General features: G+C 61.2%; 24 protein-coding genes. 12 read left to right on the top strand and 12 right to left on the bottom strand.

The window, feature by feature from the left end:
- Window positions 1–61 precede the first annotated feature (61 nt).
- Entirely contained in the window at window positions 62–493 is a 432-nt protein-coding gene (gene irrA, locus LB513_RS20110; RefSeq protein WP_224665264.1) for an iron response transcriptional regulator IrrA, read from the top strand.
- Window positions 494–499: 6 nt separating this feature from the next.
- Entirely contained in the window at window positions 500–844 is a 345-nt protein-coding gene (locus tag LB513_RS20105; RefSeq protein WP_224665406.1) for a DUF4260 domain-containing protein, read from the top strand.
- Between the two features lie 53 nt (window positions 845–897).
- On the opposite strand, the gene LB513_RS20100 is transcribed toward LB513_RS20105, so the two are convergent.
- Entirely contained in the window at window positions 898–1,458 is a 561-nt protein-coding gene (locus LB513_RS20100) for an SH3 domain-containing protein (RefSeq protein WP_224665263.1), read from the bottom strand.
- A gap of 146 nt (window positions 1,459–1,604) precedes the next feature.
- Between LB513_RS20100 and LB513_RS20095 the strand changes: the two genes are divergently transcribed.
- Complete coding sequence (locus LB513_RS20095; protein ID WP_224665262.1) at window positions 1,605–2,606, top strand: 2-hydroxyacid dehydrogenase; 1,002 nt, start codon at window positions 1,605–1,607, stop codon at window positions 2,604–2,606.
- Window positions 2,607–2,664: 58 nt separating this feature from the next.
- Here LB513_RS20095 and LB513_RS20090 read toward each other — a convergent pair whose 3' ends face one another.
- The 11 genes from LB513_RS20090 to LB513_RS20040 all read right to left on the bottom strand — a co-directional run bounded on the left by LB513_RS20090 (window position 2,665) and on the right by LB513_RS20040 (window position 13,931).
- Window positions 2,665–3,423: a molybdopterin-synthase adenylyltransferase MoeB gene (locus LB513_RS20090; protein WP_224665261.1), complete on the bottom strand. Its 759-nt coding sequence runs from the start codon at window positions 3,421–3,423 to the stop codon at window positions 2,665–2,667.
- Between the two features lie 31 nt (window positions 3,424–3,454).
- Window positions 3,455–4,594 carry a DNA replication/repair protein RecF gene (gene recF / locus LB513_RS20085; protein ID WP_224665260.1) on the bottom strand — a complete coding sequence of 380 codons (1,140 nt, stop codon included), beginning with the start codon at window positions 4,592–4,594 and terminating at the stop codon, window positions 3,455–3,457.
- 73 nt (window positions 4,595–4,667) lie between these two features.
- Window positions 4,668–5,786 carry a DNA polymerase III subunit beta gene (gene dnaN / locus LB513_RS20080; protein ID WP_224665259.1) on the bottom strand — a complete coding sequence of 373 codons (1,119 nt, stop codon included), beginning with the start codon at window positions 5,784–5,786 and terminating at the stop codon, window positions 4,668–4,670.
- A 302-nt stretch (window positions 5,787–6,088) separates the two neighbouring features.
- Complete coding sequence (dnaA, locus tag LB513_RS20075) at window positions 6,089–7,561, bottom strand: chromosomal replication initiator protein DnaA (RefSeq protein ID WP_224665258.1); 1,473 nt, start codon at window positions 7,559–7,561, stop codon at window positions 6,089–6,091.
- A gap of 916 nt (window positions 7,562–8,477) precedes the next feature.
- Window positions 8,478–8,744 (bottom strand): 30S ribosomal protein S20, encoded by a 267-nt coding sequence (gene rpsT / locus LB513_RS20070; RefSeq protein ID WP_224665257.1) that lies wholly within the window; start codon window positions 8,742–8,744, stop codon window positions 8,478–8,480.
- Window positions 8,745–8,913: 169 nt separating this feature from the next.
- Window positions 8,914–9,687 carry an enoyl-CoA hydratase gene (locus tag LB513_RS20065; protein ID WP_224665256.1) on the bottom strand — a complete coding sequence of 258 codons (774 nt, stop codon included), beginning with the start codon at window positions 9,685–9,687 and terminating at the stop codon, window positions 8,914–8,916.
- A gap of 32 nt (window positions 9,688–9,719) precedes the next feature.
- Window positions 9,720–10,610 carry a bifunctional DNA-formamidopyrimidine glycosylase/DNA-(apurinic or apyrimidinic site) lyase gene (gene mutM / locus LB513_RS20060; RefSeq protein WP_224665255.1) on the bottom strand — a complete coding sequence of 297 codons (891 nt, stop codon included), beginning with the start codon at window positions 10,608–10,610 and terminating at the stop codon, window positions 9,720–9,722.
- Window positions 10,603–11,844 carry a phosphopentomutase gene (locus LB513_RS20055; protein ID WP_224665254.1) on the bottom strand — a complete coding sequence of 414 codons (1,242 nt, stop codon included), beginning with the start codon at window positions 11,842–11,844 and terminating at the stop codon, window positions 10,603–10,605. The genes mutM and LB513_RS20055 overlap by 8 nt, the downstream gene beginning before the upstream one ends.
- A gap of 277 nt (window positions 11,845–12,121) precedes the next feature.
- Entirely contained in the window at window positions 12,122–12,742 is a 621-nt protein-coding gene (locus tag LB513_RS20050; protein ID WP_224665253.1) for a TadE/TadG family type IV pilus assembly protein, read from the bottom strand.
- A gap of 38 nt (window positions 12,743–12,780) precedes the next feature.
- Complete coding sequence (locus LB513_RS20045; RefSeq protein WP_411962728.1) at window positions 12,781–13,371, bottom strand: TadE/TadG family type IV pilus assembly protein; 591 nt, start codon at window positions 13,369–13,371, stop codon at window positions 12,781–12,783.
- A gap of 137 nt (window positions 13,372–13,508) precedes the next feature.
- Complete coding sequence (locus tag LB513_RS20040) at window positions 13,509–13,931, bottom strand: pilus assembly protein N-terminal domain-containing protein (protein ID WP_224665251.1); 423 nt, start codon at window positions 13,929–13,931, stop codon at window positions 13,509–13,511.
- A 318-nt stretch (window positions 13,932–14,249) separates the two neighbouring features.
- Between LB513_RS20040 and LB513_RS20035 the strand changes: the two genes are divergently transcribed.
- The 9 genes from LB513_RS20035 to LB513_RS19995 all read left to right on the top strand — a co-directional run bounded on the left by LB513_RS20035 (window position 14,250) and on the right by LB513_RS19995 (window position 23,319).
- A complete protein-coding gene (locus tag LB513_RS20035; protein WP_224665250.1) occupies window positions 14,250–14,414 on the top strand; it encodes a Flp family type IVb pilin in 165 nt (54 codons plus the stop codon).
- A 151-nt stretch (window positions 14,415–14,565) separates the two neighbouring features.
- A complete protein-coding gene (locus LB513_RS20030; protein WP_224665249.1) occupies window positions 14,566–15,084 on the top strand; it encodes a prepilin peptidase in 519 nt (172 codons plus the stop codon).
- Window positions 15,085–15,295: 211 nt separating this feature from the next.
- A complete protein-coding gene (gene cpaB / locus LB513_RS20025; RefSeq protein ID WP_224665248.1) occupies window positions 15,296–16,108 on the top strand; it encodes a Flp pilus assembly protein CpaB in 813 nt (270 codons plus the stop codon).
- On the top strand, window positions 16,105–17,637 hold the full coding sequence (locus LB513_RS20020; RefSeq protein WP_224665247.1) for a type II and III secretion system protein family protein: 1,533 nt from the start codon (window positions 16,105–16,107) through the stop codon (window positions 17,635–17,637). The genes cpaB and LB513_RS20020 overlap by 4 nt, the downstream gene beginning before the upstream one ends.
- 14 nt (window positions 17,638–17,651) lie before the next feature.
- Window positions 17,652–18,386, top strand: coding sequence for a CpaD family pilus assembly protein (locus tag LB513_RS20015; protein WP_224665246.1), 735 nt, complete (start codon window positions 17,652–17,654; stop codon window positions 18,384–18,386).
- A 36-nt stretch (window positions 18,387–18,422) separates the two neighbouring features.
- Entirely contained in the window at window positions 18,423–19,712 is a 1,290-nt protein-coding gene (locus LB513_RS20010; RefSeq protein WP_224665245.1) for a CpaE family protein, read from the top strand.
- 29 nt (window positions 19,713–19,741) lie between these two features.
- Window positions 19,742–21,241, top strand: coding sequence for a CpaF family protein (locus tag LB513_RS20005; RefSeq protein ID WP_224665244.1), 1,500 nt, complete (start codon window positions 19,742–19,744; stop codon window positions 21,239–21,241).
- Between the two features lie 20 nt (window positions 21,242–21,261).
- The gene (locus LB513_RS20000) at window positions 21,262–22,275 is read left to right on the top strand and encodes a type II secretion system F family protein (protein WP_224665243.1); all 1,014 of its coding nucleotides are present in this window, start codon (window positions 21,262–21,264) and stop codon (window positions 22,273–22,275) included.
- 18 nt (window positions 22,276–22,293) lie between these two features.
- A complete protein-coding gene (locus LB513_RS19995) occupies window positions 22,294–23,319 on the top strand; it encodes a type II secretion system F family protein (RefSeq protein WP_224665242.1) in 1,026 nt (341 codons plus the stop codon).
- Window positions 23,320–23,339 lie beyond the last annotated feature (20 nt).

The raw sequence follows: 23,339 nt of genomic DNA, 5'->3' as shown, positions 1-23,339 counted from the left end.
CATTCATTTTTTTGCCGTCCTGCGCGCGCCATTGGGCGGAACTGTGGGCTTGGACGAAGAGATGGACCTGGGCTGCCGGAAGGAAAATGTCGCTGTGGACAAGCGGGTGCGTGAAGCCGGCCTGAGGCCGACGCGTCAGCGTATCGCACTGGCTGACCTGCTTTTTGCCAAGGGCGACCGCCATCTGTCGGCCGAGGAACTGCACGAGGAAGCGCTCGCCGCCGGTGTGCCGGTGTCGCTGGCGACCGTCTACAACGCCCTTCACCAGTTCACCCAGGCCGGCTTGCTGCGCATCCTCGCCGTAGAGGGCGCGAAAACCTATTTCGACACCAACACATCGGACCATCATCATTTCTTCATAGAAGGCGAGAACCGAATATTCGACATCGCCAATGGGCCAGTCACGGTGACCAACCTGCCGGAACCGCCCGAGGGGATGGAGATCGCTAATGTCGACATCGTGGTGAGGTTGCGCCCCAAACGTCCTGAATGACCAAAGCTGACGATCCTGCTCGAATGGAGCGTCTTGGCGGTCGCTGCCTTTGCTTTCTATGGATCGACCGGCGTTTCGTGGTGGCTTTTCGCGGCACTCATCCTCGCGCCGGATGTGTCGATGTTGGGTTACCTAGCTGGGCGGCGCATCGGCGCCATTGCCTACAATGCCTTCCATATCCTGATCGTGCCGCTGCTGCTGCTGCTCTTCGGCCATCTGTCCGGCCATGTCGTAGCAATCGCGGTCGCGTTGATATGGATCGCGCACATCGCCATCGACCGCGCGCTGGGCTATGGCCTGAAGCTGCCGAGCGGCTTTCAGGACACTCACCTCGGTCGTATCGGGCGCTGAGCCACGAACGGTCCTGCAGGCTCGACGCAGCCGTGGTCAGACGGATGGTAGGATCAGTTCTTGACCCGCTCGCCCGGATAGGCGCCCCACACAGCTGACTGGGCAAGCCATCCAGTTTGACCGTCGAGCGTCATTTCGCACCACTGGCCGTCGCAGGCCTTGATCGTGCCCATGGCGCCGGGCTCGACGATCGCCACCACGCTGGCATCCTTGTCGGGACTGCGCAGAAGATTGATCTGGGCGCCCTTGCCGCGTTGCCATGGGGCGATGATGGCGGTGCGCCGGCCCGAAAGCAGCGACTGGTTGATCCAGCCCTCGGAACCCTCGGCATCGCGCACCCGGCGCCATGTATCGAATTCCTGGATGACCTCCATGGGCAAGCCTGCCTTCATGTACATCCAGTCGACCGAGTAGTTGGCGCCCGGGCCGACCCGGGAATTGACGCGGCCGGATTTCAGGCTGACGAATCGTGGCAGCGGCAAGCCGCTCGGCCCCAGCGTGACGACGCTTTGCGCAGGAGCCGCCGCGCTCTGCGCCGCCGCTAGCGGGGAATGGAGGAGAGCGCCGAGAAATGCCGCGCTCAGGGTCAGGCGAAGCGACGCGAAACCAGACACTTTCGTTCCTTTCGGCGCTTGCCTGCCGGCGTCGGCGCCCCTTTTTCTTTGTCTTCGGCGGCACCGCTTGTTACATGGATAATCGGCACCGCGACCGGCTTTCAGTTTCGCCGGTCTTGGTTAAAGAGGTCTCAACGAGGGAAACAATGGCAGGCAAAAAAAAGCCTCTCGTGGTCATCACGCGAAAGCTTCCCGACCCGGTCGAGACCCGCCTGCGCGAGCTTTTCGATGCCCGGCTGAATGTAGAGGACAGGCCGATGACGCAACCGGAACTGGTCGCCGCGGTCAAGGAGGCCGACGTTCTTGTCCCTACGGTCACCGACCGGATCGACGCGGCCCTCATCGCCCAGGCCGGTGACAACTTCAAGCTGATCGCCAATTTCGGCAATGGCGTCGACAAGATCGACGTCGCCGCTGCAGCTAAGAAAGGCATCACCGTCACCAACACGCCGAATGTGCTGACCGAGGATACGGCCGATATGACCATGGCGCTGCTATTGGCGGTGCCGCGGCGGCTGGCTGAGGGGGCCAACGTGCTCACCGGGGACAAGAAATGGGCCGGCTGGTCGCCCACCTGGATGCTCGGGCGCCGCATTTGGGGCAAACGGCTCGGCATTGTCGGCATGGGCCGCATCGGTACCGCTGTGGCTAGACGGGCCAAGGCTTTCGGCCTGTCGATTCATTATCACAACCGCCATCGCGTGCTGCCGGCGGTTGAGGACAGTCTGGAGGCGACCTATTGGGAAAGCCTCGATCAGATGCTGGCGCGCATGGACATCATCTCGGTCAACTGCCCGTCGACGCCCGCCACTTTCCATCTGCTTTCGGCTCGGCGGCTGGCTCTGCTGCAGCCTACAGCCTATATCGTCAACACGGCGCGTGGCGACATCATCGACGAAGAGGCTCTGGTCAAGCTGATCCAGGACGGCAAGATCGCCGGAGCTGGACTGGATGTGTACGAACACGAACCGGCGCTGAACGGCAAGCTGCTCAAGCTTGCCGCCAGGAACAAGGTCGTGCTGCTGCCGCATATGGGCTCTGCGACGCTCGAGGGGCGCATTGACATGGGCGAGAAGGTCATCATCAACATTCGCGCCTTCGTCGACGGCCACCGGCCCCCTGATCGCGTGCTGCCGGCCAGAGTTTAGCGAGCAGACATCAGGCAGCGGCGAACAGGCGGACGTCCTAATCCCTACGGTCTACAGCCTATTCCCTGGACTTGTACCGGATCGTGTCGAAGCGGGCGGCGAGCGCATCATAGAGCAGCAGGCGGCCGATGAGTGGCTCGCCGATGCCAGTGATCAATTTGATCGCCTCCATGGCCTGCAGGGTGCCTATGACGCCGGTCAGCGCGCCAAGCACCCCGGCTTCGGCGCAAGACGGGACAAGGCCAGCCGGCGGCGGTTCTGGAAAAAGGTCGCGATAGCTCGGGTTGGGCTTGCCGTCCTTGCCGTCCTCGAATGGCTTCAACACCGTGATGGAGCCGTCGAAGCGGCCGACGGCGGCGTGCACCAATGGCCTCTTTTCGCGCTCGCAGGCGTCCGCAACCGCATAGCGGGTATCGAAATTGTCCGAGCCGTCGATGACGATGTCATAGCGGGCTACCAGGGTGGGAGCGTTGCCCTCCGTCAGCCGCATGGTGTGCGCCTCGACGCTGGCGTTCGGATTGATGCGGGCGAGGGCCGCCTTGGCGCTTTCGGTTTTCAGCATGCCCAAATTGTCGGTCCCGTGAATGACCTGGCGCTGCAGGTTGGAGAGCGACACGGTGTCGTCGTCAACCACGCCGAGCGTGCCGACGCCGGCGGCGGCCAGATATTCCAGAACCGGCGCACCCAGCCCACCCGCGCCGATGACCAGCACCCGCGCCTGCTTCAGTTTTTGCTGGCCGGCGCCGCCAATCTCCGGCAAGACGATGTGGCGGGCATAACGTTCGATTTCGTCTTCGGTCAGGGCGGCTGAGGTCATAGTCGGATCATATAGTGACCGGGTACCCTTGTCAGGAGTCTTCGGTCGGCTCGACCTTGCCATGGTCGACGGTGAGGAATTGGGCACGTCCCTTGAGACTGGAAAACAGCGCCGCGTCGGTTCCCGTCATGAACGCCTGACAGTTCAGTTCCTCCAGGATCGAGAACAATGCCGCACGCCTGCCGCCGTCCAGATGGGCCGCGATTTCGTCGAGAAGCAGGATCGGAGTCATGCCCGACATTTCACCGGTCAGCCGGGCGTGCGACACGACGATGCCGACCAGTAGCGCCTTCTGTTCGCCTGTCGAACAAAGCTCGGCCGGCATTGCCTTGGGACGGTGCCGGACAACGAGGTCGGAGCGGTGCGGGCCTTCGAGCGTCCGTCCAGCGGCACGATCACGGTCACGGCCATCAGCAAGCGCCCTGCGAAACCGCTCCTCCACATCAACTGCCGGCGCGGTGGAAACCTCGTTTTCCAGATCCCCCGCGAGACTGATATCGGCTTGCGGGAACGTACCTGTTTCGGGCAGTCGATCGATCATGGCGGCGAGCAGACGCACCAATTCGGCGCGCGCCGCCGCAATGGCAACGCCAGTTTCGGCCATCTGTGTTTCGATCGCCTCGAACCAGCGATCGTCTCGCGTGCCTTCGGTAAGTAGACGGTTACGGCCTCGCATGGCTTTTTCGTAGTCCAGGGCCCGCTGGCCGTGTCCGGGATCGATCGCCAGGACCAGCCGGTCGAGAAAGCGTCTGCGGTCGGCCGCCGGACCGGTGAAGAGCGCGTCCATGGCCGGAGTCAGCCACACCACACGCAGCCACTCAAGCATGTCATCGGCCGATCGGGCTGCGGCGCCATTGATGCGAACGCGTCTGCCGCCTTCGCCGTCTGCAACTGAAACGCCTGTGCCGATCTCGATCTGACCCTCGGGCCCATCGAGCCGGGCGTGTAGTGCAAAGCCGCCGTCGCCACCCTCTCGGGCGACATCGGCGTAAGGCGCGCGGCGCAGACCGCGGCCCGGAGTCAGTAAGGAGATCGCTTCCAGGAGATTCGTCTTCCCTGCCCCGTTATCCCCGGAAAATACCACGGCGCCGGGGGCGAGATCGACCGCCAATGTCGCATAGTTACGAAAATTGGTAAGTATAAGCTTACTTATATGGGTCTGTGCCGGCAACCGCTATCCGCCTGTAGAAGTCGCCATTGTTCCGCTGCCGGTCTCGCCGCCGGGCTCTGCCGACGACGCCGCGCTACACCCGCATTGGCATCAGCACGTAAAGCGCTGTCTCATCGGCCATGTCATGGATCAGCGTCGGTGAACCGGCATCCGCCAGCATGAACTTGGCTTCCGTACCGGTCAGCTGCGCGGCGACATCGAGCAGGTATTTGGCGTTGAAGCCGATCTCGATCGGGTCAGACGAGTAGTCGGCGGCCAGTTCCTCGGTGGCGCTGCCGGAGTCCGGGTTGTTGACCGCAAGCGTCACCTGGCCGTCGCTGATCGAAAGCTTCACCGCGCGGCCCCGTTCCGAGGAAATGGTGGAAACGCGGTCGACGGCAGCGGCAAAACTCTGGCGGTCGATGATCAGCTTCTTGTCATTGCCAGTCGGAATGACCCGCTGATAGTCCGGGAAGGTGCCGTCGATCAACTTCGAGGTCAGGACCACGCTGCCGATGGTGAAGCGGATCTTGGTGTCGGACAATTCAGTGGTCACGGGAACGTCCGGATCGTCGACCAGCTTCTGCAGCTCGCTCACCGTCTTCCGCGGAATGATGATCCCAGGCATGCCTTCCGAGCCCGCCGGCGCGTCGATCTCGGCGCGCGCCAGGCGGTGCCCGTCGGTGGCCACCGAGCGCAGCTTCAGCTTGCCCCCAACCTCATGCGTGTGCAGATAGATGCCGTTCAGATAATAGCGCGTCTCTTCGGTGGAGATGGCGAATTGGGTCTTCTCGATCAGGCCCCTAAGGGCAACCGAGTCGAGCCGGAAGATATGCGAGAACGACCCGGCCGACAGCTCTGGAAAGTCCGACTGCGGCAGGCACTGGAGACGGAAGCTGGACCGGCCGGACGCCACTGTCATGGCATTGCCGTCCTCATCGGTCTTTAGCATCACCTCGGCGCCGTCGGCGAGCTTGCGCACGATGTCATAGAGCAGATGCGCGGGAACCGTCGTCGCTCCGCCGCGCTCCACCTTGGCCGGCGTCGCTTCCGTCACCTCGAGGTCGAGGTCAGTGGCCTTCATTTCGAGGCTGGCGCCCTCGGCACTGAGCAGCACATTGGACAGGATCGGAATGGTGTTGCGTCGTTCGACCACGCGGTGGACGTGGTTGAGCGACTTCAGGAGATTTGACCGTTCCAGGATAACACGCATGACGAAACAGGCTCGCTTGAATGAATGACGGGGCTCCGGCGATCGGCGTCCCGCGAAAGGTCTGACAGGCTCAGAATCTGCCTAAACTGACAGGAAAAAACCAGCAAACGCAAGCCCGCGCGCTCGGTTCGGGCCGGCTCCCCGGGCTTTCTGGGGATAAAGAGCACGAAGTCCACGTGCCCGGCTGATCAATCCCGATTCCGGGCCGCCCGCAAGGGGTCGAACAGGTCCGTGCGGCCCTCCAGGCCGCACAGGCAACCCGCTGATTTCCAAAAGCCTTCCGGGTCAGCTTTCCGAAGCGATCAGGCCTGGTCGTTGATCAGCCGTCTCAACAGCTCGAGTTCCTGCGCCAGCGTGTTGTCATTGCCGGAGAGGTCCTCGATCTTGCGCACGGCGTGCAGCACGGTGGTGTGGTCGCGACCACCAAAGCGCCGTCCGATCTCGGGCAGCGAACGCGGCGTCATGACCTTCGAGAGGTACATGGCGACCTGCCGCGGCTTGACGATGGTGCGCGTGCGCCGGTTGGACAGCAATTCGGTCTTAGACACGTTGTAATGGCGCGCCACGATGCGCTGGATATCCTCGATCCGCACCCGCTTGGGCTCGCCTGTCCGGTAGATATGGCCGAGGATCTCGTCGATACGGTCGATGGTGATCTGCGGCTCGAAGGACTGGCGGAAAAGCAATTGGTTGAAGGCGCCTTCGAGCTCGCGACCGCTTCCGGTAACGGTTCGGGCGACGTGGTTGAGAATTTCTTCGGAAATGTCCAGCGAGGCGTCGTCGACCCTGGCCGTGGCGAGGCGCAGTTTGAGCATGCCGAGGCGCATGACGAAATCGGGCGCCGACATTTCGAGTGCGACGCCGCCATTGAGGCGCGAGCGCACACGTGGCTCGAGCGACTCCAGTTCGGAAGGCGGCCGGTCGGCGGCAACGACCACCTGCTTGGCGCTGTCGAGCAGCATGTTGATCAGATGGCAGAATTCATGCTGAATCGACTTGCCCTGCAGGAACTGCATGTCGTCGATGATCAAAAGGTCGATGTCGCGCAACTGCTCCTTGAGCGTCAGCGCATTGTTGTCGCGGATCGCGGTGGCGAAGCGCCACATGAAATATTCGGCCGTGAGATAGACGACGCGCGACTTGGGATTCTGTTTCAGCGATTCCGCCGCGATCGCCTGCAGCAGGTGAGTCTTGCCCAGCCCGACGGTCGCGTGAAGGAAAAGCGGGTTGAAGCGCACCGCGCTCGACTGCGATTCCGCTACGGCCTTGGCGGCAGCGAAGGCCACCCTGTTGGACGGTCCCTCGATGAAGGAGCCAAATGTGTAGCGCGGGTCAAGCGGGGAGCCGAGCACATTGTGCCGGAACTCTGTCTCTACCGGCGCGCCCGGGCGCGGAGGCGGCGTCCGCTCGGCGCGGCCGGGGCTGACGGTGCCGGCGGCAAGCGCTGTCTGCGTTTGCCGTGTCATCTTGCGTGCTGGTGCCAGGTCAGGCTCCGGCTGGCCGCGCCCCTGGCGGGTCGCGGTGCGAACGACGATCTCGATCTTGAGCAGATTGGCGTCTTCCTGCTTCCAAAGCTCCGACATGAGGTCGAGATAATGACCGTTGATCCATGAGCGCAGGAAAGCGGTGGGCACCGAGATGCGGACGATGCCCTTGGAAGCCTCGGCGACCTTCATGCGGCCAAACCAGCTCGAATAGACCTCTGTGCCCAGACGCGCCTTCAACTGGGCCTTGACCCTGTCGAACTTCTGTTCTGCGTCGCTGGAGACCATCATGTCATTTGCTCCGATCAAGGTTCCAGGAAATGGGAGGTCGCCCGTAAGCTCCCTTTCAATGCCGCTCTGCATGGTTCTTCCTTGCCTTTCCGTACCAGTTTCGCGCCGGGGATGCGCCTCCAGCATCCTTGTTCCGGCAACTTCGTCTTCGCTACGATGTCCCTTGCCGCCGCCGACAAACGCCATCGCCAATATGGGGGAGCCGGTGCCGGCCGGTGGGCCAGTCCGCATCGCGTATGTCAGGGCAATACAAAGCCTTCCGGCGAAAAGCGCCGGCGCGCTGCCTACCTGCCATGTCTTGTTACGCCAGTCCCCTACCGTACCGAAAAAGACAAACCAAACCCGTTCGCGGACTTGATCCGCGTTGCAACTCCCGCCAATTTAAGCTGGCCAGTTCAGGTTGGGTTAAGGGCCTCAGGCCCGTCCCTTTCGATAGACCGACATTACCGAAATCGCTGTGGATAGGGCAAGGCCACCCCTAACCGATTTTTAAGGAATCTGCTTCCTGAACGCAGCTTGTCATGACATGTCCCAAGGGTACATTCTGACAAAGCCATTGGGATTCAAACCCTTTTCCGGCGAATATGAAAACGTCGGCGCGCGGCGAAATTTTCTGAAATAATTCGCTTGACAGCGACTTGTCCCCGATCGCCCCGGCTGGATGTGGACAGGCTGTGGATGACCATCCGTAACTGTCTGAAAAACATGGACTATTGCTGAGGGACGGGTTTTTCGCGCGAGCCTGGTTCAGGGCTATTTGGCGATCACCGACAGCGGTTGTGCCGGCAAAGCATTTCGGATGCCGAAATCCGAGGCCGGAGACATTTCCGAGCATTCATTTTAAGTACTTGCCGGCAAACGAAAAAACCCGGCGCAATCGGCCGGGCTTTCAGAAAGGTAGTCCAGGAAGACGTTATCAGGCCGACAGCACCCTGAGCCGCTGGGCTAGACGCGACACCTTGCGGGACGCTGTGTTCTTGTGGATCACGCCCTTGGTCGCGGCGCGCATCAATTCCGGCTCTGCAACCTTGAAGGCGGCCTGCGCGGCGGCCTTGTCGCCGGAGGCAAGCGCCTCTTCGACCTGGCGGATGTAGGTACGGACACGCGAACGGCGGTTCTTGTTGATCGCCGCACGGCGGACGATCTTGCGCGTTGCCTTTTTGGCCGAGGATGTATTGGCCATGATGCCTCTCTTCTGATCTGGTGAGCGCATGCGGGGTGCCGCAGGGCGCAAAAAACAAACGGGCAGCAACGGGGCCGCCTCGGTTGGTGCGGCTTATAGTTCAGCTTTTCCGGCGCGTCAACGCCGCCCGCCCTTCTTTTTGACCGCTCGGCGAGCTTGGCTTCACACTTCAGCGGTTGGTGAAATTGGGTTTCCGTTTCTCGGCGAAGGCCGCCATGCCCTCCTTCTGGTCCTCGAGCGCGAACAGCGAATGAAACAGCCGCCGCTCGAAGCGCAAGCCTTCGGTCAGCGTCGTCTCATAGGCACGATTGACGGCCTCCTTTGCCATCATCACCGACGGCAGCGACAAATCGGCGATTTTGGCCGCAGCCTTGACCGCCTCCTCGACCAGCGCGCCCGCGGGCACCACGCGTGAGACCAGGCCCGAACGCTCGGCTTCGGCCGCATCCATCATCCGCCCGGTCAGGCACATGTCCATCGCTTTCGACTTTCCCACGAAGCGGGTCAACCTTTGCGATCCACCCATGCCCGGGATCACACCAAGCGTGATCTCCGGCTGCCCGAATTTCGCGGTGTCGGCCGCGATGATGAAATCGCACATCATGGCCAGCTCGCAGCCCCCGCCAAGCGCATAGCCGGCAACGGCGGCTATGATCGGCTTTCGCGCACGTGTCAGTTCTTCCCAGCCGACAAAGAAATCTTGGGCGTAAGCATCGACATAGGAGATCGACTGCATCTCCTTGATGTCTGCGCCTGCGGCGAAGGCCTTTTCTGAGCCGGTGATGACCATGGCGCCGATATTCGGGTCGGCGCCGAAATCCTTCACCGCCGCCACCAGTTCGGTGAGAACGCGCGAGTTCAAGGCGTTGAGCGCCTGCGGCCTGTTCAGCGTGACCAAACCAACCTTGCCGCGTGTCTCGGTGATGATCGTTTCATAGGCCATGGTTGCTTCTCCTCGCTCGATCCTCGTCTAGCTCACCGCTGACAGGTCCGGCAATAGAAGGTCGATCGTCCGCTCTGCACGATGCGCTCAATGTGGCCGCCACAGCCGGGCTTCGGGCAAGGCTCGCCTTCGCGGTCGTAGACGGCGAAGGAATGCTGGAAGTAGCCCAGAGAACCGTCGGTCTGCATGTAGTCCCGAAGTGAGGAGCCGCCGGCCGCGATGGCGTCCGCTATGACCGCCCGTATGGCTTCGGCCAGCCCTTCGCTCTGGGCCTTGGCCTTCTTTCCAGGCTTGGCGATCGTACCCGCCTCCCGCAATGGCGACAGGCTGGAACGCCACAGGGCTTCCGAGACATAGATATTGCCCAGCCCGGCGATCACTCTCTGGTCGAGAAGCGCTGCCTTCAGCGGTGATCGCCGCCCCTTCATCAAGGACGCGAGCAGCGCCCCGTCCAGTCGGTTTCCGGTCGGCTCGACCCCGAGCCCGGCCAGCATCGGATGGTCCTCCGCCGCGCCTTCGGCGAACAGCATGAAACCGAAGCGGCGCGGATCGTTGAAGATGACGCGGGATCGCGCGCCGGCAGGCGAGGCGACGTGGAAGACCACATGGTCGTGACTGGAACTCTTCGAGCGGTCATGATGAAAGATGCCGGGCATGTGGCTGTCATCCTCCGTCTCGATGCGGAATGATCCCGACATGCCGAGATGGCAGATCAACACCGGCCCGCCTTCCAGGTCCAACGTCAGATATTTGGCTCGGCGGCCGAGCGTGGTGATGGTCTTGCCCGTCAGCCGCAGCGAAAACTTGTCCGGGAAGGGAAAGCGCAGGTCCGCCCGTCGCGCTTCGACGCGCATGATGGTGGCGCCTTCCAGCACCGGCTGCAGTCCACGCCTGACCGTTTCGACCTCCGGCAGTTCAGGCATGTTTGCTGATCATCGCAAGGAAAGAAGAACCGTAGCGGCCGGCCGTCAGCCCAAGATGCTCGGCCACGGTTTCTCCGATGTCGGCGAATGTCGTCCTGAGTCCTATGTCGCCGCCCTTCAAACCAGGCCCGGTTCCAATGACCGGAATGCGTTCGCGCGTGTGGTCGGTCCCGCGCCAAGTCGGGTCGTTTCCATGGTCGGCGGTCAAGATGAGAAGATCGCCCTGCTTCAGTCTGGCAAACGCCTCCGGCAGCCGCAGGTCGAAGGCCTCGAGCGCCGCCGCATATCCCGCGACGTCGCGGCGGTGGCCGAACTCGGTGTCGAAATCGACAAAATTGGCGAAGACGAGATCGCCGTCGCCGGCTTCATCCATCGCACTCAGCGCCTCATCGAACATGGCCATGTTTCCGGCGGCCTTGCGTATCTTCGAGATACCGCGATGAGCGAAGATGTCGCCGATCTTGCCGACCGCGATGACGCGGCTTCCACGTGCTGTCAGCCGGTCGAGCAAGGTCGGCTCGGGCGGCGGCACGGCGTAGTCATGGCGGTTGTACGTCCGCTCGAACGTCGCCGCGGTCTCGCCCAAGAACGGCCGCGCGATTACCCTTCCGATCCTCAGCGGGTCAACCAGTGCGCGCACGACCCGGCAGAATTCGTAAAGCCGCTCCAGCCCGAAATGGACCTCGTGGGCGGCGATCTGCAGCACCGAATCCACCGAGGTGTAGCAGATCGGTTTGCCGGTACGGATATGCTCCTCGCCGAACCGCTCGATGATCTCGGTGCCCGATGCGTGGCAGTTGCCGAGGATGCCCGGCACCTTGCCCTCGCGGATGATCGCCTCTGTCAGCGCTTCCGGAAAAGCGGGAACCGTGTCCGGAAAATAGCCCCAATCGAGACGAACCGGCAGGCCGGCGATTTCCCAATGGCCCGATGGCGTGTCCTTGCCGCTGGAAACCTCCTGAGCCGCCCCATGGAAGGCCGTCGCGAGCAGATGCGTCCCGCTGGTGTCGAAGCCCAGCCCCGTCGCCGTCTCGACGGCCTTGCCTAGCCCCAGCGAGGCCATGTGAGGGACAAATAGCGGCCCGCTGCGCAGCCCCTCGCGGTCGGCCCGGCCCTCCACGCAGGCTTCCGCGATATGTGCGAATGTGTTGGCGCCGGCATCGCCATAGCGCTCGGCGTCAGCCGCGCCGCCGATGCCGAAGGAATCCAGGACAAGGAGGAAAGCGCGGGCCATGAGCGGGTTGTAGCCAGTTTGGACGAGCAGACATAGGGTCCCTCGGCCGCAATGGCAATTCGCAAGCCAGACGGTATTGGCTTATCGTGGAAAACCGGGGCTCCGTATTGATCCGTTTCCATGATGCGCTTGCGAAGCGATGATGCCGGGCTTGGGATTGAGTCCAGAATACGGACCGACCTACCCTGGGATCCGCCCGGACCGCTTGTGCGGTTCCTGTTGACACAATGGCCGCTGTGGTCGTGTTTCGAACGGCGGCGTGCGGCCATGAGCCCCGTCAGCAATCGCCGCAGGGGATTGTCAGGCTTCTGCGAGGACGCAGATAGTAGGTTTCGTCCATTGATATGCTGTTGAAAGCCGAGGTCAGGCCAAGACTTTGCTGGCTACCCGCAGCCCAAGTAATGACCGGCCTGTATCCGAGCTGGCTTTCCACGCGGACAAGAAAGGTGCCGGCGACCTTGAGCGATGTCGGTACCGTGGTTGTTGCGGGCAGGGTGATGGGGGTGCTGTAGACGCCATTGACCACCTTGCGCGACCATACCACGTTTACCTTCGGCGTCGCATCGGTCGTAACCTGTATTGCCGTGATGGTGATGTTCGGCAGTGAACGATTATAGGGTTGAAGAGCGGATGTCCCGATCTTCATGATGGCATCGAGATCCGCCCTCGTGATGTTCGGCTGCTGGGTGACGAGATCGGCGACCATGCTGCCGATGCGACTGACCTTCTTGCTCGTCTCGACGGCTTGCGAGGCCTCCATGGTCACGAAATACATGATCAGAAGGATCGGCACGATAAAGGCGAATTCGACCGCCGCGACGCCGCTTCGATCGGAACAGAACCGGGCCGCTTTCTGCAAGACTTTCATAATTCCAGAATGTGCCCCCGCACGCATCATGCCATTGCCCTTTTTCTTATTGTACTTCTGCAGCGGATTCAGTTGTCGAACGGCTCGTTCTGCCAGGTGACCGATGCGAAGTGCAGGGTCTTGCCGCCATTCAAATTGGCCATTGATTTAGCCATCAGGTCGGTCATGACAGGCCATTTGTAGAAGACCCGCAGCATATTCTTGGTTTCCGCTAAGCCCGGCGCGATCGCGAAGGGCTGGGGGTTGGCGCCCTGCATCAGCACGACCTCGCCGTTCTTGATCTGAAAGCTCGCCGAAGCGGCGTCTGCGAAGGTCGCGTATTGGCGAAGGTCCACCAGCAGCAGATTGGGGCAATCCTGGGAGACGATGATCTCCAGCCTGCTGCAGATCTTGTCTCTTAGCTTGGTGCCGGCGACGTCGGGGGGCTTCAACTGGCCGGTGCGCAACTGGCGCGCGATATCGTCGGTAATGTTGGCCATCACTTCCTGGCCGGCAAAGGAAATGCAGCTTTCCAGAATGGCAAAGACAAGCAGCGCGAACGGCAACGCGAGAATGGCGAATTCCAATGCCGTGCTGCCGCGGCGGTCGCGAAAGAAGCGAGTGAGCGCCCTCGGGCGCCGTGCCATCCGCTCGCCTGTAAGGTGGAATTCCATGCCCATGCCTGGTCCTGCCGATCTCTATGCGGTCTCGCATGGAGCATTAGCGGAAACCAATTTAGGTCCGGTTTGAATGATCGATAAAGTCGGCGCGGGCGCTTTAACCGGATGGTAACTCGGGCCGAACGCTGCGGCCGGGTCTAGCGGCCGATGCTCATCTCTGCTTCCGACGACTTCTCCGCATCGCTCTTGTAGGAGCTTTCGCAATAGGGCGTACAAGACATGGTCTGTATTTCGGCGCGCCGATAGATGCGCACCGAGGAGGCATCCTGGCGCACCACGGTAACCTGCTCATCGATGATCGGCTTGCCGGCAGGATCGAGGATGACGAGATTTGTGACCCCAAAGCCCTTGCCGGTGAGAACGATGGTCGAGGCATCCTGCACGGAAGCGTCGGCGATTGCCGGGTTGCCGACCACGATGGTATCGGCCGGGCGCGACAGCTTCACGATCTTGGCCTGATTCATCGTCACCTCAATGCCGGCGCCGGCCATGGCAGGCGTGGCGAGCGTCGTAACCGCAAGAAGCGCGGCAATCAGATATGACGATCTCGGTTCGACCATTGGAGCGCTCCACGCAAGCAGATTGTTCAATAGATTATGAACGGGATTGGTGAACCAACGGTTAAGCCGGCCTTCTTGAAACGGCATCGCCGACGGCTCTCACTTGTAAGCGCATGGGTTGTTGGAGATACCCGGTTACACGCCGGCCACACCGCAATTTAGTCCCGAGTTAACCATGCAATATGTTCGATTCGCGAAAGGAATCGGTAAGGCTGTTTCTTAAGCCGATCGAAAGAGCTTCTCCTTAGATTAGCGATATCCGATCAACCAACACAGAAGTTGACGGAGTGCTGTAACACGTGGAGTAGGAGCTCTCAAATGTCTAACCTTATCGCACGCTTTGTGAAGGACGAATCCGGCGCGACCGCTATTGAATATGGCCTGATCGCTGCTCTGATCGCGCTCGCCATCATCACCGGCGCCACCGCTCTCGGCAATGCCCTGAACGCCAAGTTCACCACGATCTCGACCTCGATCAACTAATCGAACTAGCCGATCGTCTTGTAAACAAGGGCTGCCGGCCGGCGGCCCTTGTTGCTTTTGGGAGGCGCTTTTCGTTTCCTGGACTCATCAAGAATTAATCCTGCCGGCCCATGGTCCGGGGCTGGTAAATTTGAACATAGGCGCGGAGCCGATGCTTGAAGCCCTGATCTTTGTGGTTTTCCCATTCTGCATGCTTTTTGCGGCGATCTCCGACATGCTGTCGATGACGATCGCCAATCGCGTGCCGGTGTTGCTTCTTGTCGTTTTCGCGGTGGTTGCTCCGCTGACCGGCATGCCATGGGCGACATATGGCGGACATTTCGCCGCCGGCGCCGTCGTCCTCGCCTGCACATTCGGCCTGTTCGCCTTGGGCGGCATGGGTGGCGGCGACGCCAAGCTGCTTGCCGCCACTGCCGTGTGGATGGGGCTAAATATCCACCTCGCAGAATATCTCGTTGCCGCTACGTTCATCGGCGGCCTGTTGACCATTGCTATTCTTATCTACCGTAAATCGCCGCTTGCGACCGTCACGAGCGGAAACCCGTTTCTTCGCCATCTCGCCGATCAGAAAGCCGGCGTCCCCTACGGCATAGCGTTGGGCCTTGGCGGGTTGCTGACCTACCCCGATTCCCCATTGATGGTTTGGGCGCTTGCCAGACTGGCAAGCTGAGTTCGGTCGAAGCCGCTTAGTTGATCTGTTGCTATGCCGTCTTGAACGCTGGCAAGATGCTGCACATCGAGTAGTCCACGGCGATGTCCACCCAATTTATGTAAACCTTAAATTAATCACGATCGTAAGCATTGCATTAACCTTGTTTTGACGATTGCCGCTGCAAAGTCCGGCCTGGCTAGGTGGTTTGCCAAGGGCGAGGTTCGGACAGATGCCAGCATCCCGATTGATTATTCTGAGCGTGGCGGTGGCCGCGGCGGGTGGCGCCGGCTATGTCGCCAAGAAGATGGTGGTACCACCACCCCAGATCGTCGTTGATTCCGGTCCCAAGGCGCCTGCGGTTGCCCTTCAGGACGTCCTCGTGCTGTCGGGAGACGTCCCCATGGGCATGCCGCTGGAGAACAACATCGCCTGGCAATCCTGGCCGGCCGATGGGATCAACGCCAATTTCATTACCCGCGCCGCCGAGCCCGATGCCCTGGAGAAGCTGAAGGGCTCGGTTGCCCGCATGGCGATGTATACCGGGGAGCCGCTGCGCCGCTCAAAGCTAATCGGTGAAGGGCAGACCTTCATGTCCTCGATCCTCCCTTCCGGCATGCGGGCGGTGGCCACCGCCATATCCGCCGATACCTCGGCCGGCGGCTTCATTCTGCCAAACGATTTTGTCGACGTCATCATGACACGTAGGGCCGACGCCACCACGGGTGGCACGGGCTTCAACACCGAAACCATCCTCAAGAACATCCGCGTCCTGGCGATCGACCAGACCATCCAGGAAGACGAGGAAGGCAAGAAAACCAAAGTCGGCCAGACCGCCACGCTGGAATTGACGCCGCAGCAGGCCGAAATCATCACGGTTGCCCAACAGATGGCCGATCGCCTGACGCTGTCGCTGCGGGCGATATCGGACACCCAGGAAAAGAACCTGGACCAGGCCGACTATCTCGTCTCCGGCAATGGCCGCGGCGGCACGGTGAGACTGATCAAGTCGGGCGAAGTTTCCGAAGTAGGGGCAAGGAAATGAGGCTAAATGGTAGACTGCCGGCGGTTGTGGCCGCGGCATTGGGCCTGCTGCTCGTCGGAACAAACGTGCAAGGCGTCGTCGAGGCAAAGAATGCGCAAGTGAGGGCTTCGACGGCCACCCAGCGCGTCAAGCTTGGGCTCAACAAATCGGTGGTGATCGATCTGCCCAGCGACGCCTACGATATCCTTGTCGCCAATCCGGCGGTGGCGGACGCGGTGACGCGCACCGCGAGACGCATCTATCTGTTCGGAAAGGCGGTCGGCGAAACAAACATCTTCGTCTTCGGCCCGAATGGCGAACAGATCGTCAGCCTCGACCTTGCCATCGAACGAGACGTTGCCGGCCTCGAGGACTATATCAAGCGCTTCATTCCAACCTCCGAGGTCAAGGTCGAACTGCTCAACGACAACGTCGTCCTGACCGGCATGGTCGACACGCCGCTGGACGCGAAGCGGGCGGTCGATCTGGCCACGATCTTCGTCTCCGGCGGTGAAGCGACGACGGGACAATATTCACAGACGGCATCCGGCGGTTCCACCCAGAGCGGTGTCGACATCAACAACCCCGATCAGGAACGCCGCACCAGCAGGATCGTCAACCTGCTCCAGATCACTGGCGACGACCAGGTAACGCTCAAGGTGACTGTCGCCGAGGTCAGCCGCTCGGTGATGAAGCAGCTCGGCGTCAACATGGTAGGGAGCGGCGGCAGCAACGGCATCAGCTACGGCGCGCAGAGTTCGCCCAGCTTCGGGTTGGGCAAGCCCCTTTCATCGACATCCGGCTTGGGGTTCGCGACTTCTGGTCTTCAATCCTACATCAACGCCATGGAACAGAGCGGCGTCATGAAGACGCTTGCCGAACCGACTCTCACGGCTGTTTCGGGTGAAAAGGCAACGTTCAAGGTCGGTGGCGAGTTCAATCTGGTCTCCGGGCGCTCAGGCAACGTGTCGGACGACAACAAGACAGGCAACACCACATACACCTTTGACAAAGTCGAATATGGCATAGGCCTTGAATTTCAGCCCGTGGTTCTGTCGGCAGGCCGGATCAGTCTTAAGGTGCGAACCTCCGTCTCGGAGCCAACCACCGAGGGTTCAGGCACGTTGGAAGCTGGAGGCCAGAGTAATCTGGGCCTGCAGGGGATGTCGATATTGTCTATCCGCAAACGGCTTGCCGACACCACCGTCGAGTTGCCGTCGGGTGGCTCGATGATGATTGCGGGACTTGTCCGCGACGATATTCGCCAAGCCGTTGCGGGACTGCCTGGTCTCACCAAGATACCTGTGCTCGGAACGCTGTTCCGCAGCAAGGATTTCGTGCGCAACGAAAGCGAACTCGTCATCATCATCACGCCCTATCTAGTGAAGCCGGTGGCGCGCAACGAGCTTGCCAAGCCCGACGACAATTTCAACGCCCCGAGCGACGGCGCCGGAATGTTCCTTGGCCGCGTCAATCGGGTCTACGGCACCATGCAGACGAACAAGCCCAACGGCCGCTACCACGGCGTTGTCGGCTTCATCTACAAGTAAGCGGGGAAACGGACATGTCTCAGTCAGTATTGAAGGCAAGGACCATCGCCACGATGCGGTCCGGCCGTTCGCGGATCCATCGGCAAGCTGTCTCTCTGCTGGCCGTTGCGGTTGCCGCGCTACTGGCCGGCTGTGCCCAGCGCGATAGCATTACTGTAGGGGCCATCCCCGATGACTATCGCACCAACCATCCGATCGTGATCGCCGAAAAGAACCAGAAGATCGACCTGGCTGTCGGCGCCGGTGACCGCGGCATGACCCGTTCGCAGCGGGATACGCTGCTCGGCTTTCTGGACGGATATGACAGGAGTGCCGCCCCCACGCTGACGATCCAGGTTCCGAGCGGGTCGGCCAACGAGGTCGCCGCGACGGCCGCCGCGCGCGATTTTGCCAGGCTCGCCATCGCCAGCGGCATCAAGCGGGGCCGGATTGTCGTCACATCCTATCAGGCGGCGTCCAGCGAGATATCCTCGCCGGTGCGCGTCGCCTACATCACTGTGCGGGCCCAAACCGGCAAATGCGGACGTTGGCCCGCCGACCTGGGCGATACCTCTGAGAACAAGCACTACGCCGATTTCGGCTGCTCCTATCAGAACAACCTGGCTGCGCAGATGGCCAATCCCAACGATCTGCTCGGTCCGCGCAAGCAAACCACCATTGACGCGGAAAATCGCGGCGAGGTGATCGATGTCTACCGTTCGAGAGGCATCTCGGACGAGTTCCTCGGCAATTCGGAAGTGACGTACTAAGCCGCGTCTTTAGGAAGAGAAGTCACGGGAAAGAGCATGACCATGAGCAACCTTGCCTACGATGCCCCCGTTGACGGCAGCGACGCCTCGCAGCAGGACCTGGCTGCGATGCACGCATTGCGGCCAATTCCGCGCATCTCGATCCAGGCATTCTGCGAGACCGAGGGCGTTGCCAATCCGGTCGAACGCGCCGGCGAGGATCGGCGCATGTCGAAAGCGCATCTCAAAGTGCATATGGGTGGCGTGCCGACCGCGATCGAATTCTACCAGACGGCCCCGACGCCCAATCTGATCCTGCTGGAATCGCGAAGCGAGCCGAAGCAACTGCTTGAGCAACTCGCGCACCTGTCGGAATATTGCGATCCGAGCTCCAAAGTAGTGGTGATCGGCCATTACAATGATGTCGGTCTCTACCGCGAACTCATCCGCAACGGTATTTCCGAATATGTCATCGCACCGGTGTCGATGGCCGACATCATCAGCGTGGTGTCGTCGATCTTTGTCGATCCGGAAGCCGAACCGCTCGGCCGTTCGATCGCCTTTATCGGAGCCAAGGGCGGGGTCGGCTCCTCGACGATGGCCCACAATGTGGCGTGGGCGATGTCCGCGCTGTTCAAGTCCGAAGTGGTCGTCGCCGATCTCGATCTTGCATTCGGCACGGCCAACATCAATTTCGACCAGGATCCGGCACAAGGCATCGCCGAGGCCGTGTTCTCGCCGGAACGCATCGACGAGGTCTATCTCGATCGGCTGCTGACGCAGTGCGCCGAGCACTTGTCGCTGCTGGCGGCACCGTCGACCCTGGACCGCGTCTACGATTTCGATCCGGAGGCTTTCACCCAGCTCATCGACACCGCCCAGCGCAGTGTGCCGCTGCTTGTGCTCGATATTCCCCACATCTGGACAGGCTGGGCAAAGAACACCTTGGTCAAGGCGGATGAGATTGTCATCACGGCGACCCCCGAACTGGCCAATCTGCGCAACACCAAGAACCTTCTCGACATGTTGAAGCGGCTTCGCCCCAACGATCCGCCACCCAAGCTGATCATCAACCAGGCCGGCGTCCCCAAGCGTCCAGAGATCGCACCATCCGATTTTGCTGAACCGCTTGGCCTGTCGCCCATGTCGGTCATCGGTTTCGATCCGCTGTTGTTTGGCAATGCCGCCAACAATGGGCGCATGCTCGGCGAAATGGATGCCAAGAACCCGGTTGTCGCCATGATCAACGAGATCGCGCACGTGCTAACCGGGCGCAGCGAAATCAAAGCGAAGAAGAAGCCCGGGCTTGGCAACCTGCTTGGCAAGCTCTCGCGTGGCAAGAAGTAACCCTTCAGCTGTGGAATCGGTAACCGATCATGTTTGGTAAAAGAGGCAGCGACGACGGTAATCGGTTCACGCCGGAATTCCGTCAGCCAACACCAGCCGCCGTTGCACCAGCGGCGACCGCCGATACGGCGGTTCTTGCCAGACAGGCCGGAAGTGCGTCGGGCTCGCCCGTCGCACCGCCGGCCCGCCGCACGGTCGAGGCGCCGCCATTGGCACCCGAGCCCAAGCGGGGCACGCGTGAGAAAAGCGAAAGTTACTACGACACCAAGAGCCAGGTTTTCTCCGCGCTCATCGATACGATCGATCTGTCGCAGCTTGCCAAGCTCGATGCCGACAGCGCGCGCGAGGAAATCCGCGACATCGTCAACGATATCATCGCTATAAAGAATTTCGCGATGACGATCGCCGAGCAGGAAGAACTGCTCGATGATATCTGCAACGACGTGCTTGGCTATGGGCCGCTCGAACCGTTGCTGGCACGCGACGACATCGCCGACATCATGGTCAACGGCTCCAAGAACGTCTACATCGAAGTCAATGGCAAGGTCGAACAGACCGGCATCCGCTTTCGCGACAACCAGCAGCTCCTTAACATCTGCCAGCGCATCGTCAGCCAGGTTGGCCGTCGCGTGGATGAATCGAGCCCGATCTGCGACGCGCGCCTTCCCGACGGTTCACGCGTCAATGTCATCGCGCCGCCGCTTTCCATCGATGGCGCCACGCTCACCATCCGAAAATTCAAGAAGGATAAGCTGACGCTCGACCAGCTGGTCAAGTTCGGCGCCATCTCGCCGCAGGGCGCCGAGGTGCTCAAAATCATCAGCCGTGTTCGCTGCAACATCGTCATCTCGGGCGGCACCGGCTCGGGCAAGACGACGCTTCTCAATTGCCTGACTAACTATATTGATCGCGAGGAGCGCGTCATCACCTGCGAGGACTCCGCGGAGTTGCAACTGCAGCAACCGCATGTCGTGCGTCTCGAGACCCGCCCGCCTAATCTTGAGGGAGAGGGCGAGATAACGATGCGCGATCTGGTCAAGAACTGCCTGCGCATGCGGCCCGAGCGCATCATCGTCGGCGAAGTCCGCGGACCCGAGGTTTTCGACCTTCTGCAGGCTATGAACACGGGTCACGACGGCTCGATGGGCACGATCCACTCGAACAGTCCCCGCGAATGCCTGAACCGTATCGAGTCCATGATCGCCATGGGGGGCTATTCCCTGCCGCAGAAGACCGTGCGCGAAATTGTGGTCGGATCCATCGACGTGATCATCCAGGCGGCGCGTCTGCGCGACGGGTCACGCCGCATCACCCACATCACCGAGGTGATCGGCATGGAGGGCGATGTGATCATTACGCAGGATATCGTCCTCTACAACATCAAGGGCGAGGATGCGAATGGCAGGCTCATGGGTGAGCATGTGTCGACCGGCATCGGTCGGCCCCATTTCTGGGAGCGGGCCCGGTACTACGGCGAGGAGCAGCGTCTTGCCGTGGCGCTTGAGGCGATGGAGAAACGCGCTGACTGACGGCGCGGGGGTTCTGGCCAATGTTTGGAATTGACGGCACCATATTGGCGTTTGTCGTACTCGCCGGCTTCAGCGCCGGCGCGGTCGCCTATGCGTTCCTGTTCACCCGCATGAGCAACGAGAGACAGGTCGGCAAGCGGCTTGAAACGATCAAGTTCGCGGAGACGGATCGGTCCGTCGTCAAGGCCTCGCGCGACCGTGTCGCCGAGGCGGCCAAGCGGCGAAAGTCGGTTCAGGATTCGCTGAAGGAACTGGATGACAAGCAGAAATCCAAAGACTTGCTCGTCAAGAAGCCTCCGCTGAAAGCGCAACTGCGTCAGGCGGGCATGGTGGTCACCATCGAGCGCTTTTATATCTATTCCGTCGTTTGTGGTCTCGCTCTGACAATCGTGGCGTTTGTGGTGGGCGCGCCAATGATCGTGTTGCCCGGCGTGCTGCTGGCGGGTGGCCTTGGGCTGCCGCGCTGGTTCGTCTCATTCAGACGCAACCGAAGGGTCAAGGCATTTCTCAACGAATTTCCGAACGCCCTCGATATCATCGTGCGCGCGGTCAAGTCCGGCCTGCCGCTGAACGACGCCGTGCGGCTGATTGCTAACGAATCTCCCGAGCCCGTGAAGACGGAATTCAGGCGCATCGTGGATTCCCAACAGATGGGACTGTCGATCCCCGACGCGGCCTTGCGCATGTCCGAAACCATGCCCTGTACGGAGGCCAGCTTCTTCGGAATCGTCATCCAGATCCAGGCCCAGGCCGGCGGCAATCTATCGGAAGCATTGGGCAATTTGTCCCGCGTGCTGCGCGATCGCAAGAAGATGAAGGCGAAGGTGCAGGCCTTGTCGATGGAGGCAAAGGCATCCGCGGCCATTATCGGCGCGCTGCCCTTCATCGTTGCGTTCCTCGTCTATCTGTCGAGCCCGAGCTACCTCATGCCGCTGTTTACCACCAGCGTCGGACATCTTGTCCTTGGTTGCTCCGCCGTCTGGATGTCGATCGGCATCATGGTGATGCGCAAGATGATGAACTTCGATGTCTAGAGAATTCGGGACCTACCCATGACCGACAATGTCATCAAGTCGCTGACCGATCCGACCTTCCTGATCGCGTTGCTTGTTGGCATCGCCGTGTTCGCGACAATGTTCACCCTGCTGCCGGCATTTAGCGGGAACCAGCTCAAGTCGCGCATGAAATCTGTCGCGCTGGAACGTGACGAACTGCGCGCCAAGCAGCGCGCGAGGCTTGCCGTCGAGGCGGATCGTCGTCGCAAGGGCCTGCGCGAGGAGCAGTCGATCGGCATGCGCAACATCGTCGAAAGGCTGGATCTCCGCCGCGCGCTGGCCGACGAAGGCACATTGCAGAAGCTCAAGGTCGCCGGCTTCCGGGGACAGAATCCGTTGACGCGGTTCCTCTTCTTCCGCCTGGTCTTGCCGTTCATCAGCTTCGGCCTGGCGCTGATCTATCTGTTCGTGCTCGGCGGGATGGCCGACAGACCGATGGCCATCAAGTTCTTCGTGTGCATCGTTGTGGCCTATGCCGGTTTCTACGCACCGGTTTTGTACGTCAACAACCGCGCCACCAAGCGCAAACAGTCCATCCAGAAGGCCTGGCCGGACGCCCTCGACCTGATGCTGATCTGCGTCGAATCGGGCATGTCGGTGGAAGCGGCGCTGCGCAAGGTCGCCGACGAAATCGGCGCGCAATCGGTGGCGCTGGCGGAAGAATTCATTCTGACCAACGCCGAGCTTTCCTATCTTCAGGAGCGCAAGCAGGCCTATGAGAACCTCGCGCTCCGTACCGGCCTGGAATCGGTCAAATCGGTAACGCAGGCTCTCGTCCAGGCCGAGCGCTACGGCACGCCGGTTGCGCACGCGTTGCGCGTGCTCGCCGCCGAGAGCCGCGACATGCGCATGAATATCGCCGAAAAGAAGGCCGCCGCCTTGCCGCCCAAGCTGACTGTGCCGATGATCCTGTTCTTCCTGCCAGTCCTATTCGCCATCATCCTTGGACCCGCCGGCATCCAGGTCAGCCAGCGTGGCGGCATCTTTGGCGCCAATGGCGGAGCGTCTTCGAACAGCCAGTAACGGCGCGGCGAATCTCGCAT

The sequence above is a fragment of the Mesorhizobium sp. ES1-1 genome (assembly GCF_020164785.1).
In the GTDB taxonomy this organism is placed as follows: Bacteria; Pseudomonadota; Alphaproteobacteria; order Rhizobiales; family Rhizobiaceae; genus Mesorhizobium.
Note: the sequence above shows the minus strand (reverse complement) of the source record. Positions and strands in the feature narration are given on the sequence as shown.

Excerpts from the sequence above, each read along its gene's own strand:
- irrA (WP_224665264.1), top strand. The coding sequence starts at position 62 with ATGGACCTGGGCTGCCGGAAGGAAAATGTCGCTGTGGACAAGCGGGTG.
- LB513_RS20095 (WP_224665262.1), top strand. The coding sequence starts at position 1,605 with ATGGCAGGCAAAAAAAAGCCTCTCGTGGTCATCACGCGAAAGCTTCCC.
- LB513_RS20090 (WP_224665261.1), bottom strand. The coding sequence starts at position 3,423 with ATGACCTCAGCCGCCCTGACCGAAGACGAAATCGAACGTTATGCCCGC.
- dnaN (WP_224665259.1), bottom strand. The coding sequence starts at position 5,786 with ATGCGTGTTATCCTGGAACGGTCAAATCTCCTGAAGTCGCTCAACCAC.
- dnaA (WP_224665258.1), bottom strand. The coding sequence starts at position 7,561 with ATGATGGTCTCCAGCGACGCAGAACAGAAGTTCGACAGGGTCAAGGCC.
- rpsT (WP_224665257.1), bottom strand. The coding sequence starts at position 8,744 with ATGGCCAATACATCCTCGGCCAAAAAGGCAACGCGCAAGATCGTCCGC.
- LB513_RS20065 (WP_224665256.1), bottom strand. The coding sequence starts at position 9,687 with ATGGCCTATGAAACGATCATCACCGAGACACGCGGCAAGGTTGGTTTG.
- mutM (WP_224665255.1), bottom strand. The coding sequence starts at position 10,610 with ATGCCTGAACTGCCGGAGGTCGAAACGGTCAGGCGTGGACTGCAGCCG.
- LB513_RS20055 (WP_224665254.1), bottom strand. The coding sequence starts at position 11,844 with ATGGCCCGCGCTTTCCTCCTTGTCCTGGATTCCTTCGGCATCGGCGGC.
- LB513_RS20050 (WP_224665253.1), bottom strand. The coding sequence starts at position 12,742 with ATGATGCGTGCGGGGGCACATTCTGGAATTATGAAAGTCTTGCAGAAA.
- LB513_RS20045 (WP_411962728.1), bottom strand. The coding sequence starts at position 13,371 with ATGGGCATGGAATTCCACCTTACAGGCGAGCGGATGGCACGGCGCCCG.
- LB513_RS20040 (WP_224665251.1), bottom strand. The coding sequence starts at position 13,931 with ATGGTCGAACCGAGATCGTCATATCTGATTGCCGCGCTTCTTGCGGTT.
- LB513_RS20035 (WP_224665250.1), top strand. The coding sequence starts at position 14,250 with ATGTCTAACCTTATCGCACGCTTTGTGAAGGACGAATCCGGCGCGACC.
- LB513_RS20030 (WP_224665249.1), top strand. The coding sequence starts at position 14,566 with ATGCTTGAAGCCCTGATCTTTGTGGTTTTCCCATTCTGCATGCTTTTT.
- cpaB (WP_224665248.1), top strand. The coding sequence starts at position 15,296 with ATGCCAGCATCCCGATTGATTATTCTGAGCGTGGCGGTGGCCGCGGCG.
- LB513_RS20020 (WP_224665247.1), top strand. The coding sequence starts at position 16,105 with ATGAGGCTAAATGGTAGACTGCCGGCGGTTGTGGCCGCGGCATTGGGC.
- LB513_RS20015 (WP_224665246.1), top strand. The coding sequence starts at position 17,652 with ATGTCTCAGTCAGTATTGAAGGCAAGGACCATCGCCACGATGCGGTCC.
- LB513_RS20010 (WP_224665245.1), top strand. The coding sequence starts at position 18,423 with ATGACCATGAGCAACCTTGCCTACGATGCCCCCGTTGACGGCAGCGAC.
- LB513_RS20005 (WP_224665244.1), top strand. The coding sequence starts at position 19,742 with ATGTTTGGTAAAAGAGGCAGCGACGACGGTAATCGGTTCACGCCGGAA.
- LB513_RS20000 (WP_224665243.1), top strand. The coding sequence starts at position 21,262 with ATGTTTGGAATTGACGGCACCATATTGGCGTTTGTCGTACTCGCCGGC.
- LB513_RS19995 (WP_224665242.1), top strand. The coding sequence starts at position 22,294 with ATGACCGACAATGTCATCAAGTCGCTGACCGATCCGACCTTCCTGATC.